The organism is Prauserella rugosa, assembly GCF_000719975.1.
In the GTDB taxonomy this organism is placed as follows: Bacteria; Actinomycetota; Actinomycetes; order Mycobacteriales; family Pseudonocardiaceae; genus Prauserella; species Prauserella rugosa.
Window position 1 is genome coordinate 66,569 of record NZ_JOIJ01000009.1, and the last position, 15,921, is coordinate 82,489.

Consider the following 15,921-nt stretch of genomic DNA (forward strand, 5'->3'; position numbering starts at 1 on the left):
GAGCATGTCGGCGCTGGGCACCAGAACACGTCTCGGGTACTCGCTCGGGTCGTTCGCGACCGGGGCGTTCGGGACGGTGCCCGGTCTGCTGTTGCTGCCGTACCTGACCGACACGATGGCGGTACCCGCGGCGGTGGCCGGTGCGATCGTGCTCCTGCCGAAGGCGTGGGACGTCCTGTTCAACCCGATCGCGGGGCGGATCTCCGACAGCGCGCTGCGCAAGCACGGCAGCAGGCGGCCGTTGCTCGCCGTCGGGGGACTGGTGCTGGCCGTGTGCTTCGCGGCGTTGTTCGCCGGTCCCGGACTCGGATCGACGGCGGCCGACGCGGCCTACGTCGTGGGCGTGTTCTTCGTCTGTGCCACCGCGTTCGCGTTCTTCCAGGTGCCGTTCAACGCGCTGCCGGCCGAACTCACCGAGGACTACCACGAACGCACGCGCCTGACGTCGTGGCGGATCGCGGTGCTCGCGCTCGCGATCCTCGTCTCGGGCGCCGTGGCCCCGGGGATCGCCGACGGCATCGGCGGCACGGGTGGCTATCGCGTGATGGGCGTGTTCGTCGGCGTGCTGATCGCCGTGGGCGCGGTCGGGGTGTACCTCGGCACGCGTGGTGCGCCGGTCGGCCGGTTGCGGGAGCCGACGCCCGGGTGGCGGGAACTGCTGCGCACCATGCGCGAGTGGCGCGCGTTCCGGTGGCTGCTGGCCGTCTACTTCGTGCAGGCGCTCGGTGTGGCGACGTTGCTCGCCGGGGTGAACTACGTGGCGCGGTACGTGCTCGGTGATCCCGGCCTGCAGTCGATGTTGTTCGCGGGCTTCGTCGGCCCCGCGCTGTTGGTCATGCCGGTGTGGGACCGCATCGGGCGCACGGGTGGCAAGCTCACCGGCTTTCAGGTGTCGTCGGTGCTGCTGGCGATCGCGTTGGGGGCGTTGGCGTTCGCGCAGACGATGGCCACGCCCGCGGTGTTCGTGTTCGTGGCCCTGGCCGGGGTCGGCTACGCGGGGATCCAGGTCTTCCCGCTCGCGATCCTGCCCGACCTGATCTCCGCCGAGGAACGGCGCACCGGCGCCACGCGCGCGGGCATCACCGCCGGAGTCTGGACCGCGGCCGAGACGCTCGGTCTCGCCGTCGGACCCGGCCTGTTCGGGCTCGTGCTCTCGATGGGCGGGTACGTCTCGAGCGCCGAGTCCACGGCGAGCCAGCCGGACAGCGCCGTCACCGCGATCACGCTCGGCTTCTCGGCGTTGCCCGCCGTGCTCGTCGCGCTCGCGCTGCCGTTGCTGCGTCGCAGCGTTCTCGGCGGTGAGCCCCGTCCCGGCGGCTCGCAGGCCGAGCCGGCGGGACGCCGAGGGACGTCCTGATCCTCGTGGGGGCCGGTCACGGCCCGGCGGCTCGGCACCGGCCGGGCCGTGACCGGCCATCCGCGGCGGCGAGGACGTACCGCTGCCGCGGATGATGCGTTACCGGCGGCGTCCGGCCGAGGTGCTGCCGTAGCGGCGGCGGAACTTCTCGACCTGGCCCGCGCTGTCCATGATCCGCTGCGTGCCCGTCCAGAACGGGTGCGACGCGGAACTGATCTCGACGGTCACCAGGGGATAGGTGTTGCCGTCCTCCCATTCGATCGTGCGGTCCGAGGTGACCGTCGATCGCGTCAGGAATCGGTCGCCGGTGTTGGCGTCCTGGAAGACCACCGGGTGGTAGTCGGGGTGGATGCCGGACTTCATGGTTATCGCTCCTCCTGGATCCTGCTGTCAGGTCTGTCCACTGTGTTCAGTGGGTTGACGGGGTCCCTCGGCTCCGATGGTTCCCCGGTGTCGTTCCCCGTCTCGTTGCCCGCATCTGCCTCCGCATCTGCCTCCGCATCTGCCTCCGGGTCGGCCTCCGGGTCGTGGTGGGTTGCCGGGGCAGAGCCGAACGGGTCGGGGTAGCGCCGCCACGCCTCGACGCCTTCGGCGAGCTCCTCGTCGGTGAGCAGCGCCGCCCTGAGCTCGTGCTCGATCACCGCGGGCTCGGCGCGATGGGCCAGGATCACGAGTTCCTGCGCCCGGTCGCCCCACCGCGGATGCCACCGCAGGGACGCGATGGTTCGGCGTTCGGCCGAGACGCGGTCCCACGCCGGCCCGTGCGCGGAGTCCAGCCACGGCCCGGACACCCGGATACCCAGGCCGCCGCCCGCCGATTCGATCCACAGTCGCTCGTCCGGCCTGCTGGCGATCCACGCGCGCCCGCGGGTGCACACGACGCCGTCGAGCAGCACGTCCACGGCGGTGTGCAGACGTTGGGGGTGGAAGGGGCGCCGCGCCGTGAAACTCAGCAGCGACACCCCGCAGTCGGGCTCGAGCGGCGGCTCACCGGACAGCACGGCGCCGCCCGGGTCGCGGGGCAGACCGCGGAAGGCGTGCTCGCCCACGGCCCCGACGAGGCGTTGAGTCTCCACTCCGGACAGTTCGACGAGCGCGGCCCGCGGTGCGAGCCGTTCCAGGACGGCGCCGGTGCGCGCCGCCGTCCACGGATCGGGGGCGTGGCCCGCGAGCACGAGCACGTCGGCGAACTCGGCCTGGGCCACGGCGACCTGCGCCAGGGTGCGGTCGTCGTCGGGGCCGGCGTGCAGACCGCGTTCGCTCAGCGCCTCGTCCCCGGTGGCGTCGGCCAGCCAGGTGGCGTGGTCGATCGCCGTGGCGACGGCCTCGATCCGGACGTCCTCGACGACCGGGCTTCCGTCGAGCAGCACGCGGTGCAGCTCCTCGCACACCTGCTCGGGTTCCAGTGCCTCGTCGAGTCGCAGCACGATGCGTTCGACCGACGGTTCCCGCGCGAGCCTGCGCAGCAGCGGCAGGAGGTCCTCGCGCAGCGTGCAGGAGACGCAGTCGTGGTCGAGCGGTACCGCGTCGAGGCTGTCGTGGTCGCCGAGGCGGACGTAGCGATGCAGGAATCCCTCGTCTGCCGGCCGCAGGTCGTGGTGCACGAGGGCCGTCGAGGCTGAACCCCCGACGAGCCGGTCGGCCAGGCAGCGGGCGGGCGCTTCGGCCACCCCGGATACGAGCACGAGGGGTACGCGGTGCTGGTCGGTCACACCGTGTACTGTAATTGAAAACGATTATCAGAACCAAGGAGGGTTGATGTCGGCGATCTGCCAGGTCACCGGGCGTGCGCCCGGCTACGGCAAGCAGGTGTCGCACTCCCACCGGCGCACGTCGCGGCGGTGGGAACCGAACATCCAGCGGCGCCGCTACTGGGTGCCCAGTGAGAACCGGTGGGTGACGTTGCGGGTGTCGGTCAAGGGCATGAAGACGATCGACAAGCGGGGCATCGACGCCGTGGTGGCGGACCTGCGCGCCCAGGGGGTGAAGCTCTGATGGCGAGCACGACCGACGTCCGGCCCATCATCAAGCTGCGTTCGACCGCGGGTACCGGCTTCACGTACGTGACGCGTAAGAACCGGCGCAACGACCCGGACCGCATGGTGCTGCGTAAGTACGACCCGATCGTGCGCAAGCACGTGGAGTTCAGGGAGGAGCGCTGATGAGCCACTCTCGTGCTGTTTTTGGCTTGTCGGCGCGACCGGGTGTGGGTGTCCCACAGAACACCGAGGAGCGCTGATGGCGAAGAAGTCGAAGATCGCGAAGAACGAGCAGCGGAAGGTTGTCGCTGCGCGGTATGCCGAGCGGCGTGCGGAGCTGAAGGAGACGATTCGCTCGCCGCGGTCGACGCCGGAGGAGAAGGCCGCGGCGGTGTCGGAGCTGCAGAAGATGCCGCGCGATGCGAGTCCGACCCGTATCCGCAATCGCGACGCGGTGGACGGCAGGCCGCGCGCGTACTACGGCGCCTTCGGGTTGTCGCGTATCCGGCTGCGGGAGATGGCGCACCGGGGCGAGCTGCCGGGCGTCAGCAAGTCCAGTTGGTAGGAGGAGATCGGTGAAGCCTGCACCGCAGAAGCGCCGCAAGCGGAATCTGCTGCGCGCCGAGGGCGTGGAGTACGTCGATTGGAAGGACACGGCGCTGCTGCGCAAGTTCCTGTCCGATCGTGGCAAGATCCGCGCCCGGCGGATCACGGGCCTGACGCCGTCGGAGCAGAAGGACGTCGCGAGGGCCATCAAGAACGCCAGGGAGATGGCGTTGCTGCCGTATCCGGTCAAGAAGGGCTGAGGTCCTCCGGGGTCGGCCGCGGGACACGTTCCGGCGTGCGGGCACGGTGCGCCGGAACGTGTCACCCTGGGGCCATGACCGAGCGGGACAGTGGCGCGGATCCGGGCGGCGCCACCGAGATCGACCCGGAACTGCTCGAACTCTCGGCGCGCGTGTTCGACTTCGCCCGCGGCGGTGAGACCGACACGCTGGCCGCCTACGTCGACGCGGGCGTTCCGGTGAATCTGACCAATGACCGGGGCGACACGCTCGTGATGCTCGCCGCCTACCACGGTCATGCCGAGACGGTCGCCGCGCTTCTGGAGCGCGGGGCGGATCCGGATCGGCTCAACGACCGTGGTCAGAGTCCGCTGGCGGGCGCGGTGTTCAAGGGTGAGGCCGACGTGGTGAAGGCACTCGTGGCTGGCGGGGCCGACCCGCACGCAGGTCAGCCGACGGCCGTGGAGACGGCGCGGATGTTCGGCGCAGAGGAACTGCTCACGTTGCTGGGGCCCTGAGCGCACGGAGCTGACAGGGTGTCGTCATGCTGACTGGCATGGCGCAGGAGGAGCACTACCTGGTCGGTCTCGATCTGACCGGACGGCGGGTCGTCGTCGTGGGCGGCGGCACCGTCGCTCAGCGGCGGCTGCCCAGGCTGGTCAAGGCGGGGGCCGTGATCGAACTCGTGTCCCCGGAGACCACCCCGTCGGTCGGTGCGATGGCCGACGAGGGCGAGATCACCTGGACCCGGCGCGAGTACACCGACGGCGATCTGGCCGACGCGTGGTACGCCCTCGCGTGCACGGACGACGCGGAGGTCAACGCCGCGGTGTGCGCGGAGGCCGAGCGCAGGCGCGTGTTCTGCGTCCGTGCCGACTCCGGTCCCGAGGGCAGCGCCGTGACGCCCGCAGCGGGTGAACACGACGGGCTGCTCGTCGGTGTGCTCTCGGGTGGGGAGCCGCAGCGTTCGGCCGTCGTCCGGGACGGTCTGCTCGACGCTCTGCGCTCCGGCGCGGCCGAGGATCCGGGCCGCGGCTACGGGCAGGACGCCGGCGCCGGGGCCCCGCGTCCCGAGGCCGGGGTCGCGCTCGTCGGCGGGGGACCCGGGGACGCCGAGCTGATCACCGTGCGCGGGCGCAGGTTGCTGGCGCGGGCCGATGTCGTGGTCGTCGACCGCCTCGCGCCACGGGAGCTGCTCGACGAGCTGCCGCCGCACGTCGAGGTGATCGACGCGGCCAAGATTCCGTACGGCCGTGCGGCCAGCCAGGACGTGATCAACAGCGCGCTGATCGACAAGGCCAGGGCGGGCAAGTTCGTCGTCCGCCTCAAGGGCGGGGACCCGTACGTGTTCGGCCGCGGGTTCGAGGAGCTGCTCGCCTGCGTCGAGGCGGGCGTGAAGGTCACGGTGGTGCCGGGCATCACCAGTGCGTTCGCCGTGCCCGCGCTGGCCGATGTCCCGGTGACCCATCGCGGTGTGACCCACGAGGTCGTCGTCGTGTCGGGCCACGTGCCGCCCGAGCACGAGACGTCCCTGGTCGACTGGGACGCGCTCGGCAGGCTGCGCGGCACGATCGTGCTGATGATGGGTGTCGAGCGGATCGATCGTTTCGCCGACGCGCTGATCACCGCGGGCCGGCCTGCCGATACCCCGGTGGCGATGATCCAGGACGGCTCGATGCGCACCCAGAAGGTGCTGCGTTCGACGCTCAAGGAGGTAGGAGCCGACGCGGCACGTGAGGGCATCCGGCCCCCCGCGGTGACGGTCATCGGACCTGTCGTCGGGCTGCTGGACACCGGCACCGACGCGGGCTGACGGCCGCCGACGCGCACCTCGTGCGGGACCGGCGGCGCGCGTGGGCGAGGATGATCGCCATGAATGCCGCACGCACCGCCGACACACCCGAGGACCCGTTCGAGGGCCTCGTCTCGCTCGACGTCGCCCGCTCCGGCCACGTGGCCGAGGTGACCCTGCTCGGACCGGCCAAGGGCAACGCGATGGGACCGGACTTCTGGCGTGAGCTCCCGGAGGTCTTCCGCGCACTCGACGCCGACCCCGAGGTGCGGGCCATCGTCCTGACCGGCAGCGGGAAGCACTTCTCGTACGGCCTCGACCTGAACGCCATGCTGCCGGGCTGGGCCGAGTTCCTCGCCGCCGACGCCCAGGCCGGACCCCGCACGAGGTTCCTGGAGGAGATCCGCCGTCTGCAGGACGCGATCACCGCCGTGGCCACCTGCCGCACCCCGATCGTGGCGGCGGTCTCGGGCTGGTGCATCGGTGGCGGTGTGGACCTGATCTCGGCCGTCGACATCCGCCTCGCCAGTGCCGACGCGAAGTTCAGCGTGCGCGAGGTCAAGGTTGCGATCGTGGCCGACATCGGCAGCCTCCAGCGGCTCGGCGGGATCATCGGCGAGGGTCACCTGCGGGAGCTGGCGCTGACCGGCAAGGACGTCGACGCAGCCCGCGCGGAGAAGATCGGCCTCGTCAACGACGTCTACGCCGACCGCGACGAGCTGCTGGCCGCGGCCCGTGGTCTGGCCGACGAGCTCGCGGCGAATCCTCCACTGGTGGTCCGCGGTATCAAGGACGTACTGTCCATGGGCACCGAACAGCAGGTCGATGCCGGACTGCGGTACGTGTCGGCGTGGAACGCGGCGTTCCTGCCGAGCAAGGACCTGGGTGAGGCGGTGCAGGCGTTCCTGGAGAAGCGCCCGCCGCATTTCACCGGGCAGTAGCGGCCGCTGGACCGAGACGGCGAGCAAGGAGAACGACGAGCGTGAGCAACGACGCCACAGCCCCCACGGCCCCGGCAGGTCAGGCGGACGCCGCGGTCCGCGACGCGGGGCGCAGCGCACACGACGAGTTCCGCGCGGCGCGGGACTTCCTGGTGGCCCACCGCGAGGACTACGACGCGGCGTACACCGGATTCCGGTGGCCGGAACTGACGGAGTTCAACTGGGCGCTGGACTGGTTCGACCGGGTCGCGGCGGATCCGGCCAACGCCGAGCGGTACGCCCTGTGGATCGTCGAGGAGGACGGCACCGAGGGCCGCTGGACCTACCCCGAGATGGCTCACCGGTCCAACCAGGTGGCCACGTGGTTGCGCGCGCAGGGCGTGCGCCGCGGGGACCGGCTGATCCTCATGCTCGGCAACCAGGTCGAGCTGTGGGAGACGATCCTGGCGTGCATCAAGCTCGGCGCCGTCGTCATCCCGGCGACCACGCTGCTGGGACCGGCCGACCTGACCGACCGGGTCGAGCGCGGCCAGGCGCGGCACGTGGTGGCCCGATCGGCCGATGCGGGCAAGTTCGCCGACGTGCCCGGTGACTACACGCGGATCGCGGTGGGGGAGCAGGTCGAGGGGTGGGCGTCCTACGCCGAGGCCTACGACGCCGACGCCGACTTCACCCCGGACGGCCCGACGCAGGCCTCGGACCCCCTGCTGCTGTACTTCACCTCCGGCACCACGGCGAAGCCGAAGCTCGTGCAGCACACGCACGTGTCCTACCCGGTGGGTCACCTGTCGACCATGTACTGGATCGGCCTCGAACCGGGCGACGTGCACCTCAACATCTCGTCGCCGGGCTGGGCCAAGCACGCGTGGAGCAACGTGTTCGCGCCGTGGAACGCCGAGGCGACGGTGTTCCTGTACAACTACACCCGCTTCGACGCTGGCGCACTGATGGCCCAGATGGACCGGTGCGGCATCACGAGTTTCTGCGCCCCGCCGACCGTGTGGCGGATGCTGATCCAGGCCGATCTGAGCGCCCTCGCCACGCCGCCCACCAAGGTCGTGGGCGCGGGCGAACCGCTCAACCCCGAGGTGATCGACCAGGTGCGGTCGGCGTGGGGCGTGACGATCCGCGACGGATTCGGCCAGACCGAGACCACCGTGCAGATCGCCAACACCCCCGGACAGGACGTCAAACCCGGTTCGATGGGCAGGGCCGTGCCCGGCTTCTGCGTCGTGCTCGTCGACCCGTCCACGGGGCAGCCGGCGTCCGAGGGTGAACTCTGCCTGGACCTGAGCAGCAGGCCGACCGGCCTCATGGTCGGCTACGCGGGCGACGAGGACCGCACCGCCACGGCGTTCGCGGGCGGCTACTACCACACCGGTGACGTCGGCTCGATCGACGAGAACGGTTACATCACCTACGTCGGACGTACCGACGACGTGTTCAAGGCATCCGACTACCGCATCTCCCCGTTCGAGCTCGAGAGCGTGCTGCTCGAACACGAGGCCGTCGCCGAGGCGGCCGTGGTGCCCGCACCGGACCCGATCCGGCTCGCCGTGCCCAAGGCCTACGTCGTGCTCGCCTCTGGTCACGAGCCGGATGCCGCGACCGCCGAACGGATCCTGGCGTTCTGTCGCGAGAACCTGGCTCCGTACAAGCGAATCCGCAGGCTCGAGTTCGGCGAACTGCCCAAGACGATCTCCGGGAAGATCCGCCGGGTCGAGCTGCGGGGCAAGGAGAACGAGGCCGCAGAGCGGCCCTCGGGGGAGTACCGCGACGAGGATTTCCCTTCGCTGAAAGGCTGAATCCCGACCCGGGCCCGAGACGTCCATAGTGGACGAATCGGGCCCGGGTCCGCGCGGCCGGGTGAACCTGGTCTCCGGCGGTTAACGTGACCGCCTCCGCTGCCGATGACCCGGGTGATGAACGAGAGTGACACATCCGCGACCACCGGCACGTCCGGCTCCGACCGCACACCTCCGACGACGCCTTGCACGGTCGTGTGGAGTCAGGGCAGGCCCTACGTCCTCGAGAACGGCGCGGGCCGTCCCCGCTGGATGGGCATGGACCGGCACGGGCGCCCGCAGGCGCTCACGCGGGACGAGCTGTGCCGTCGCGGCTGGAGCTACCGGCGCGGTCGCTGACCCGCCGACTTCACGGATCCCTCACCTGCGCCCGCGGTGGTGCGGCTACGGTGAACGGGTGAGCGAGTCTGCGGGATCCCGGCAGCGTGACGAGCTGTCCGATACTCGGTCTGACCGAGCGGCCGGTGGCCTCGAGCCCCGTCCCGGCGGAGCCGGCCGTGGAACCGGCGCCGGACCGGCCGCCGGCGAACCGTCCCTGATGCGGCAGGCGTTGACCGCACCCAATCTGTTGTCCCTGCTCCGGGTGGCGGGCGTGCCGCTGTTCCTGTGGTTGCTCCTCGGCCCGGAGGAGGACGGCTGGGCACTGCTCGTGCTCGTGCTCAGCGCGCTCACCGACTGGCTCGACGGCAAACTCGCCCGCTGGCTCAACCAGATGAGCAGGCTCGGCCAGCTGCTCGACCCCGCCGCCGACCGGCTCTACATCGTCGCCACGCTCGTCGCCTTCCTCGTGCGGGACATCGTGCCCTGGTGGGCGGTCGGCGCGCTGCTGTTGCGGGAGGCCATCGCCGGGGTCTGCGTGCTCGTGCTGCGCCACTACCGCTTCGCGCCACCCGAGGTCACCTACGTCGGCAAGGGCGCCACCTTCGTCCTGATGTACGCCTTCCCCCTGCTGTTGCTCATGCAGGGCGACTCCACGGCCGCCGAGATCGCCAGGCCGCTGGCGTACGCGTTCATGATCTGGGGCGGCGTGCTGTACCTGTGGTCGGGTGCCCTGTACGTCACCCAGACCATCCTGGCCGTCACGCGGTTCCGGAGGGGAACCCTCGTGGTGGAGGCGGGTCCGGCCGGCGACGACCGGGGCGCGGACGAGGTCCGCACCGGACGACCGGACACGGCCGATGGAGCGAAGGGCGCCGCCACGGACTGACGCCGGGTGACGACCGTGCGAGGATGCCCACCGATCGCCTCCGACGAGCCGCGGCCGCGAAAGCCACGGAAAGCTACCGAAGCCACCGAAGCTACGAAAGCCACCGAGGCCACGGAAACACCCCGGAAACCCGTGGCCACAGCACCACCACAACCGACCATCCGCCAGAGACCGACTCGGAAGACGCCGAAAGGACGAGAAAGGGGAACGGCCTTGGCTGCTCAGTCCGCTCCGGAAGAGCTGCGCTACACCGAGGATCACGAATGGGTCGCCGAGCGCACCGAGGGCGTCGTGCGGGTCGGCATCACGGAGTACGCCCAGGACCAGCTCGGCGACGTCGTGTTCGTCGACCTGCCCGAGGCCGGATCCACCGTGACCTCGGGCGAGTCGTTCGGCGAGGTCGAGTCGACCAAGAGCGTCTCGGAGATCTACGCGCCGCTCGACGGCGAGATCGTCGCCGTGAACGACGTCGTCACCGAGACACCGGAGCTGATCAACGCCGACCCCTACGGCGAGGGGTGGCTCGTCGAGATCAGAGTGTCCGACCCCGACACCCTCGACGGCCTGCTCGATGCCGAGGCATACCAGCGGGTCATCGCCGGTTGATCAGGGAGCCCGGGGACCGTGGGCGGCCCCGCGCGCGGTACGTTGAGGCGCACCAGGTTTTCCGGTCCGGAGGCGAGCAGAGCCCCTGGCCGGCGGCCGAAGGCCAAGCGACACACTGTCAGTGCGTAAGGAGAGCTCAGGTGAGCACGAACGACGGGCCCGAGATTCCCCCGGAGGGGGCTCCGGAGAAGACCTCCGTGTTCCGGGCGGACTTCCTGTCGGAGGCGGAAGGGCAGGAGGCCCCGGCGGTCGAGCCGCAGGAAGCCGGCGTCGACGCGCTGCCTGCGGGTTCGGCGTTGCTGGTGGTCAAGCGGGGACCGAACGCGGGTTCGCGGTTCCTGCTCGACCGCGACACGACCAGCGCGGGACGGCACCCGGACAGCGACATCTTCCTCGACGACGTCACGGTCTCCCGCCGGCACGCGGAGTTCCGCCGGGAGGGCGGCTCGTTCGTCGTGATCGACGTGGGCAGCCTCAACGGCACGTACGTCAACCGTGAGCCGGTCGACCAGGCGGTCCTGGCCGGCGGCGACGAGGTGCAGATCGGCAAGTTCCGTCTGGTGTTCCTGACCGGAGGCCAGGGGGCGCAGTGACGGCTGCCGGACGGCAACCACGCGAAGGGCTGAGTATCGGGGCCGTCCTGGCACAGCTGCGCCAGGACTTCCCCGACGTCACGATCTCGAAGATCAGGTTCCTCGAGTCCGAGGGTCTGGTCCGCCCTGGTCGCACGCCGTCCGGTTACCGCCAGTTCAGCGCCGCCGACGTCGAACGACTGCGGTTCGTCCTCACGGCTCAGCGCGATCACTACCTGCCGCTGAAGGTGATCAAGGAGCGGCTGGATGCCGCCGACCGGGGAGTAGATCCGGACGCCGACGGCGCGGTGTCCGGTCGCGCCGTGTCCGATCGCTCCGTGTCCGGCGGCGCCGGTCCGGACGGTGCGACCGGCGCGCCGCGGCTGCCGCGCAGGCTCGTGCCCCTCGACGGTGCGGACACCGGGGGAGTGCCGGCACCGACGGCGGACGACTTCGCCGGTGGCGCGCCGATGCGGCTGACGCGGGAGCAGCTGCTCGCCGAGGCGGCGATCGACGAGACGCTGTTGGCCGAGCTCGTGCAGTACGGCCTCATCCGGCCGGGTGCAGCGGGGTTCTACGACGCCGACGCGGTGCACATCGCCAGGACCGTCACCGCGATGGCCGAGTTCGGGATCGAACCGCGGCACCTGCGCGCGCTGCGCGTGTCGGCCGACCGGGAGGTCGGGCTGCTCGAGCAGATCGCCGCGCCGGTGTACCGGCACCGCGACTCGGGGGCCCGGGAACGCGGGGACGAACTCGTCCGCGAGCTGGCGGCGCTGTCGGTCACGCTCCACACGCTCCTTGTCAAAGCGGGCATTCGGGGCATGACCGGAGGGTGAGCCACGCTCGGACGGAGCAACCTGCGGGTCGCGATTGTTAAGCAGTGCGGCGAAACTTCGGTGACGCCGCCGGGATGACGTACGGTTGAAAGCGGGCTCGAAGAGACCGGGCCGGCGAGAGTGAGAAGCGAGCACAGCGCACCGATGACGGGTAGCGTCGACGGTGTCCGCGCGGTGACCACCGCGGGGCAGCGCCGAGTGTCGGATCCTCAGCGAAGCGCTGCAGCCCGCGCAGGAGAGGGAGGCGAAGCCCGATGAGCGAGATGCGCGTCGTCGGCGTCCGGGTCGAGCTGCCCGCGAACCAGCCGATCTTGTTGCTGCGGGAGACGGAAGGCGAGCGGTACCTGCCGATCTGGATCGGCTCGGTGGAGGCGACCGCGATCGCCTTGGAACAGCAGGGTGTGCGGCCGGCGCGTCCGCTGACCCACGACCTGCTCAAGGACGTCATCGGTGGGCTCGGCAGGGACCTCGAGCAGGTGATCATCACCGACCTGCAGGAGAGCACGTTCTTCGCCGAGCTCGTCTTCGACGGGGACGTGCGGGTCTCGGCGCGGCCGAGCGACTCCGTGGCGCTCGCGCTGCGGATGGGCGTGCCCATCCACGCCGAGGAGGGCGTCCTGGAAGAAGCCGGGCTCATCATCCCGGACGAGCAGGAGGACGAGGTCGAGAAGTTCCGCGAGTTCCTCGACTCGGTCTCCCCGGAGGACTTCCGCGGCGCGGACACCTGAACCGAACCCGATCGGACCTCCGCCCGGACACTTCCGGCCCCAGGGTCGCAGTAGGGCGCGTGCGATTCGACGACAACCACGGCCGCGGTCGGCGATGCCCTGCATCACCGACCGCGGCCGTTGTGGTTGGCCGGTTGTCGTTGGCCGGCTGTCCTTTCCGGCGGCTGCTGTTCGGCCGGCTGTTGTGGCCAGCTGTTTCGCGGCCGGTGGGATCAGTCGGCGCGGATGGCGCGGTCGAACAGCTCGGCCAGTTCTCGCCCGTAGGCCTCCACGTCGAGGTCGGGCTCGTGGCGGAGCCGGAGCGTGACCCCGTCGACGGCCTGGCGCATGGCCAGCGCTGTCACCCGGGGGTCGAGCTCGCGGAACACCCCGGCGCGGATGCCCTGGCCGAGTTGCCGTTCGAACCTGCCCACCTGTACCGCCTGCACGACCTGCGCCGACACGCCGTCGGACTCGGCGTGCGCACCGATCTCGACCAGTGCGGTCGACTCCCGGGGGTGTCCGGCAAGGAAGGCGAGCTCGGCGCGGAGATGTCCGAGCAGCAGCTTCCGGAGGTCCTGCTCGGCGGTCTCCGATTCGAGACGTGCCGTGACGAACGCGTCCCGCTTGTCGATGATCGCGCCGAGCGTGGCCGCCATCAGCTCGCTCTTGTTGGCGAAGTGGTACGAGACCATCCGGGTGCTCGACAGTCCGGCGCGTTCCACGATGCGTGCGAACGAGGTCCGGCGGTAGCCGAGCTCGGCCACGGTCTCGACGGTGGCGTCGATGATCTGTCTGCGCCGCGCGTCCTCGGTCACGGTGAGCCCGGCACCGGCGCCGAACTCGCTGAGGCCCTGCGGGGCGGACTCCCTGTTTACCTGCATGAGTAAATAATGACTCAGCGGAGTAAATCGCGCAAGGGGTGAGCTGTCATCTCGGGTGAACGGCACATGGCTCGGCATTCGAGTCGAGATGTCGCCCGCGTGCCCGCGCGTCGCGTTGACCGCCGGATGGGGTGGGCATACCGTTCGAAGGACGATGAATCGCGCCGGTGCCGATACCTCGCGGCACCGCTGCGCGTGTGTCGTACCGGTCGGCCATCCGGGCCGGCGGTCTTGTTTCGTCGGCCGCGTGGCCGGACGAGAGGAGGCGTGCGTGGTCGACGACAGTTCGATCAGGGGTATCGACGGCGGGGAGCAGGGCGAACTGTTCCCCGATGACTCGCTGCCTGACGAGCTGGTTGGCTACCGTGGCCCGGCGGCGTGTCAGATCGCCGGCATCACCTACCGGCAGCTCGACTACTGGGCGCGGACCAAGCTGATCGCGCCCAGCATCCGGACCGCGCACGGTTCGGGTTCGCAGCGGCTGTACTCGTTCAAGGACCTGCTGGTCCTGAAGATCATCAAGCGGCTGCTCGACACCGGTATCTCTCTGCAGAACATCCGCGTGGCGGTCGACCACCTGCGCGGCAGGGGAGTGCGCGACCTGGCGCGGGTGACGCTGTTCTCCGACGGCACGACCGTCTACGAGTGCACCTCGCCCGAGGAGATCGTCGATCTCCTGCAGGGTGGCCAGGGCGTCTTCGGGATCGCCGTCAGTGGCGCGATGCAGGAGATCACGGGTTCGCTGCACGAGTTCCCCGCCGAGCGGGCCGACGGAGGCGAACTCGAGACTCCTGTCCGCGACGAGTTGTCCGAACGCCGGAAGGCCCGCCGCACGGGCTGAGACGCGCCCCCTCATGTTCAGGCCGTCGTCACGACTGCGTGGCGGCGGCCTTGCCGTATCCGGGGGGCGCGACGAATGTATAACGTCCTATACTGCTGGTCGACAGTGTGCGGTCAGCCGACCGAGCGGGTCCCGACAGCACGTCGGCCCGGCCGATCGCTGGGGACCGGGCCGGGCCGACGTGAACGGACGTGACTGGGGTGCGAGGGTCAGCGGCCGCCCTGCCCGGCGAAGGCCTTCTGCTGGGCGGGCTTGGCCAGGTAGGCCTGGAACGACTGCGCGGCACGCTGCTGGATGCTGTCGACGCCGTCCCCGGCCAGGCTGAGGTAGGTGAACGAGCCGTCGGAGGTCTCGGCGATCGTTTCCGGGGAGGCGCCGATGCGCTCCGGCTGCGTCGATTCGAGCTTCTCGGTCCAGGACGGGTCGTCCATGATCCAGGCCGCAGGCGTACCGCGTGCACGGTTGCCGGTGAGGTCGTCGAAGACCACCTGGGGTGTTCCCGGCTGCACGGTGATGTCGATGCAGTGGCCGTGGACCACCGTCTTGTCCGCGTTCCACGACTTGGCCGCCTGCCGGACGGCGTCGGCCGCACCCGGCGCGGTGGCCACGCGCAGGGTGGCCGTGCCCTCCTGGCACGCGGCGGCCTGCGCCTCGGCCCGGTTGGACAGGACGCCGTCGGCCCAGTTCCAGCCGAAGATGCCGGCCACGATGAGTACGACGAGGATGCCGCAGGCGATCGGCCACGCGGCGACCCGGCGGCGCTTCGACGTCGTCTCGACGGCGCGATGACTTCCCGTCGAGGTGACCGTGCGGTGCCCGCCCGTCGACGTCACCGCGCGGTGACTGCCGGTCGAGGTGACTGTGCGGTGACTGCCGGTGGAGCTCACGGTGCGGTGGCCGCCCGTCGACGTCACGGCACGGTGTCCGCCGGTGGACCCGACGGTGCTGTGCCTGCCCGTGGAGCTCACCCGGCCCTGCGTACCGGTCGACGTGGTGCGGCTGACGGGCGCGCTCGGCTCGTCGGCCGACGGGGCGCCGTCGGAGGCGTGCTCACCGGCGTCGGGTGCCTCGTCTTCGGACGCGCCGGCATGGGGTGCGACGGTGTCGGGTGCGGCGGAGTGGGATGCGCCGGCGTGGGATGTGGGGTCGCGCTGGTCGCCGTCGTGAAAGCGTGGACGGGACGCGCCGGCCTCCGGTGAGGCGGGTACGTGCGGGTGCTGGGGTGCGGCGCCCGCCGGCGGCGCGGGCGTGGCGGTCGGTGCCGAGGGAGCGGGCATCGCGGGGATCGTGCGCTCGACCTCGGGAACCGGGCGGGGGGCGACGCGGCGGGCGCCGCGGTCGGCGGAGCGCCGGGGCCGGGGAGTCGGGCGGGGTGCGTTCTCGGTGTCGCCGACGGCATGCATGGCAGGCCGTGTCTCCCGGACCTCGTCCGGTGCAGGGGCGTAGCCGGGCGCGCCGCGGTATGCCGCGGGCGGAGTCGTCGTGTCGCTGAACCAGTACGAGGACCGGCCGCGTCTGCCGGTCGTCGTCTGCGGATCAGGCTGCTCGGGAGCCGGATCGTCGGCTCTGCTGTGCCGCCCCATTCGCGTCCTCTCGCGTGCGTCGA

20 protein-coding genes are annotated in these 15,921 nt (G+C 70.9%); 16 read left to right on the top strand and 4 right to left on the bottom strand.

The window, feature by feature from the left end; translation table 11 throughout:
- Nucleotides 1-4: 4 nt before the first annotated feature.
- Nucleotides 5-1,357, top strand: a complete 1,353-nt coding sequence (locus tag IF64_RS0114405) for an MFS transporter (protein ID WP_030532619.1) — start codon at nt 5-7, stop codon at nt 1,355-1,357.
- Nucleotides 1,358-1,456: 99 nt separating this feature from the next.
- Here IF64_RS0114405 and IF64_RS0114410 read toward each other — a convergent pair whose 3' ends face one another.
- Nucleotides 1,457-1,720, bottom strand: a complete 264-nt coding sequence (locus IF64_RS0114410) for a type B 50S ribosomal protein L31 (protein ID WP_030532620.1) — start codon at nt 1,718-1,720, stop codon at nt 1,457-1,459.
- A 2-nt stretch (nt 1,721-1,722) separates the two neighbouring features.
- A complete protein-coding gene (gene mrf, locus IF64_RS0114415) occupies nt 1,723-3,069 on the bottom strand; it encodes a ribosome hibernation factor-recruiting GTPase MRF (RefSeq protein ID WP_084705866.1) in 1,347 nt (448 codons plus the stop codon).
- A gap of 46 nt (nt 3,070-3,115) precedes the next feature.
- On the opposite strand from mrf, the gene rpmB reads away from it, so the two are divergent.
- The 14 genes from rpmB (at nt 3,116) to IF64_RS0114485 (ending at nt 12,611) form a co-directional block, all read left to right on the top strand.
- Nucleotides 3,116-3,352, top strand: coding sequence for a 50S ribosomal protein L28 (gene rpmB / locus IF64_RS0114420; protein ID WP_030532622.1), 237 nt, complete (start codon nt 3,116-3,118; stop codon nt 3,350-3,352).
- Nucleotides 3,352-3,519: a 50S ribosomal protein L33 gene (gene rpmG, locus IF64_RS0114425; protein WP_030532623.1), complete on the top strand. Its 168-nt coding sequence runs from the start codon at nt 3,352-3,354 to the stop codon at nt 3,517-3,519. The genes rpmB and rpmG overlap by 1 nt, the downstream gene beginning before the upstream one ends.
- Before the next feature lie 76 nt (nt 3,520-3,595).
- Nucleotides 3,596-3,901 carry a 30S ribosomal protein S14 gene (gene rpsN / locus IF64_RS27685; RefSeq protein WP_030532624.1) on the top strand — a complete coding sequence of 102 codons (306 nt, stop codon included), beginning with the start codon at nt 3,596-3,598 and terminating at the stop codon, nt 3,899-3,901.
- Nucleotides 3,902-3,911: 10 nt separating this feature from the next.
- Nucleotides 3,912-4,142: a 30S ribosomal protein S18 gene (rpsR, locus tag IF64_RS27690; protein ID WP_030532625.1), complete on the top strand. Its 231-nt coding sequence runs from the start codon at nt 3,912-3,914 to the stop codon at nt 4,140-4,142.
- A 74-nt stretch (nt 4,143-4,216) separates the two neighbouring features.
- Nucleotides 4,217-4,639 carry an ankyrin repeat domain-containing protein gene (locus IF64_RS0114440; protein ID WP_030532626.1) on the top strand — a complete coding sequence of 141 codons (423 nt, stop codon included), beginning with the start codon at nt 4,217-4,219 and terminating at the stop codon, nt 4,637-4,639.
- Between the two features lie 26 nt (nt 4,640-4,665).
- Nucleotides 4,666-5,934, top strand: coding sequence for a uroporphyrinogen-III C-methyltransferase (gene cobA / locus IF64_RS0114445; RefSeq protein WP_030532627.1), 1,269 nt, complete (start codon nt 4,666-4,668; stop codon nt 5,932-5,934).
- A gap of 59 nt (nt 5,935-5,993) precedes the next feature.
- Entirely contained in the window at nt 5,994-6,854 is an 861-nt protein-coding gene (locus IF64_RS0114450) for a crotonase/enoyl-CoA hydratase family protein (protein ID WP_030532628.1), read from the top strand.
- Nucleotides 6,855-7,006: 152 nt separating this feature from the next.
- Nucleotides 7,007-8,659: an AMP-binding protein gene (locus IF64_RS0114455; RefSeq protein WP_281292282.1), complete on the top strand. Its 1,653-nt coding sequence runs from the start codon at nt 7,007-7,009 to the stop codon at nt 8,657-8,659.
- Nucleotides 8,660-8,776: 117 nt separating this feature from the next.
- Entirely contained in the window at nt 8,777-8,998 is a 222-nt protein-coding gene (locus IF64_RS0114460) for a hypothetical protein (protein WP_036876699.1), read from the top strand.
- Nucleotides 8,999-9,056: 58 nt separating this feature from the next.
- Complete coding sequence (clsA, locus tag IF64_RS0114465) at nt 9,057-9,866, top strand: cardiolipin synthase ClsA (RefSeq protein WP_425468430.1); 810 nt, start codon at nt 9,057-9,059, stop codon at nt 9,864-9,866.
- 213 nt (nt 9,867-10,079) lie between these two features.
- Complete coding sequence (gene gcvH / locus IF64_RS0114470; RefSeq protein ID WP_030532632.1) at nt 10,080-10,472, top strand: glycine cleavage system protein GcvH; 393 nt, start codon at nt 10,080-10,082, stop codon at nt 10,470-10,472.
- A 140-nt stretch (nt 10,473-10,612) separates the two neighbouring features.
- On the top strand, nt 10,613-11,065 hold the full coding sequence (garA, locus tag IF64_RS0114475; RefSeq protein ID WP_030532633.1) for a glycogen accumulation regulator GarA: 453 nt from the start codon (nt 10,613-10,615) through the stop codon (nt 11,063-11,065).
- Nucleotides 11,062-11,883, top strand: coding sequence for a transcriptional regulator FtsR (gene ftsR, locus IF64_RS0114480; protein ID WP_030532634.1), 822 nt, complete (start codon nt 11,062-11,064; stop codon nt 11,881-11,883). Before garA ends, ftsR begins: the two co-directional genes overlap by 4 nt.
- Before the next feature lie 254 nt (nt 11,884-12,137).
- Nucleotides 12,138-12,611: a bifunctional nuclease family protein gene (locus IF64_RS0114485; protein ID WP_030532635.1), complete on the top strand. Its 474-nt coding sequence runs from the start codon at nt 12,138-12,140 to the stop codon at nt 12,609-12,611.
- A gap of 212 nt (nt 12,612-12,823) precedes the next feature.
- Here IF64_RS0114485 and IF64_RS0114490 read toward each other — a convergent pair whose 3' ends face one another.
- Entirely contained in the window at nt 12,824-13,474 is a 651-nt protein-coding gene (locus IF64_RS0114490) for a TetR/AcrR family transcriptional regulator (protein ID WP_030532636.1), read from the bottom strand.
- Between the two features lie 271 nt (nt 13,475-13,745).
- On the opposite strand from IF64_RS0114490, the gene IF64_RS0114495 reads away from it, so the two are divergent.
- Entirely contained in the window at nt 13,746-14,315 is a 570-nt protein-coding gene (locus IF64_RS0114495; RefSeq protein WP_030532637.1) for a MerR family transcriptional regulator, read from the top strand.
- 209 nt (nt 14,316-14,524) lie between these two features.
- Here the strand turns inward: IF64_RS0114495 and IF64_RS27940 are convergent, their stop codons facing one another.
- Entirely contained in the window at nt 14,525-15,898 is a 1,374-nt protein-coding gene (locus IF64_RS27940) for a substrate-binding domain-containing protein (protein ID WP_246134704.1), read from the bottom strand.
- Nucleotides 15,899-15,921: the final 23 nt, after the last annotated feature.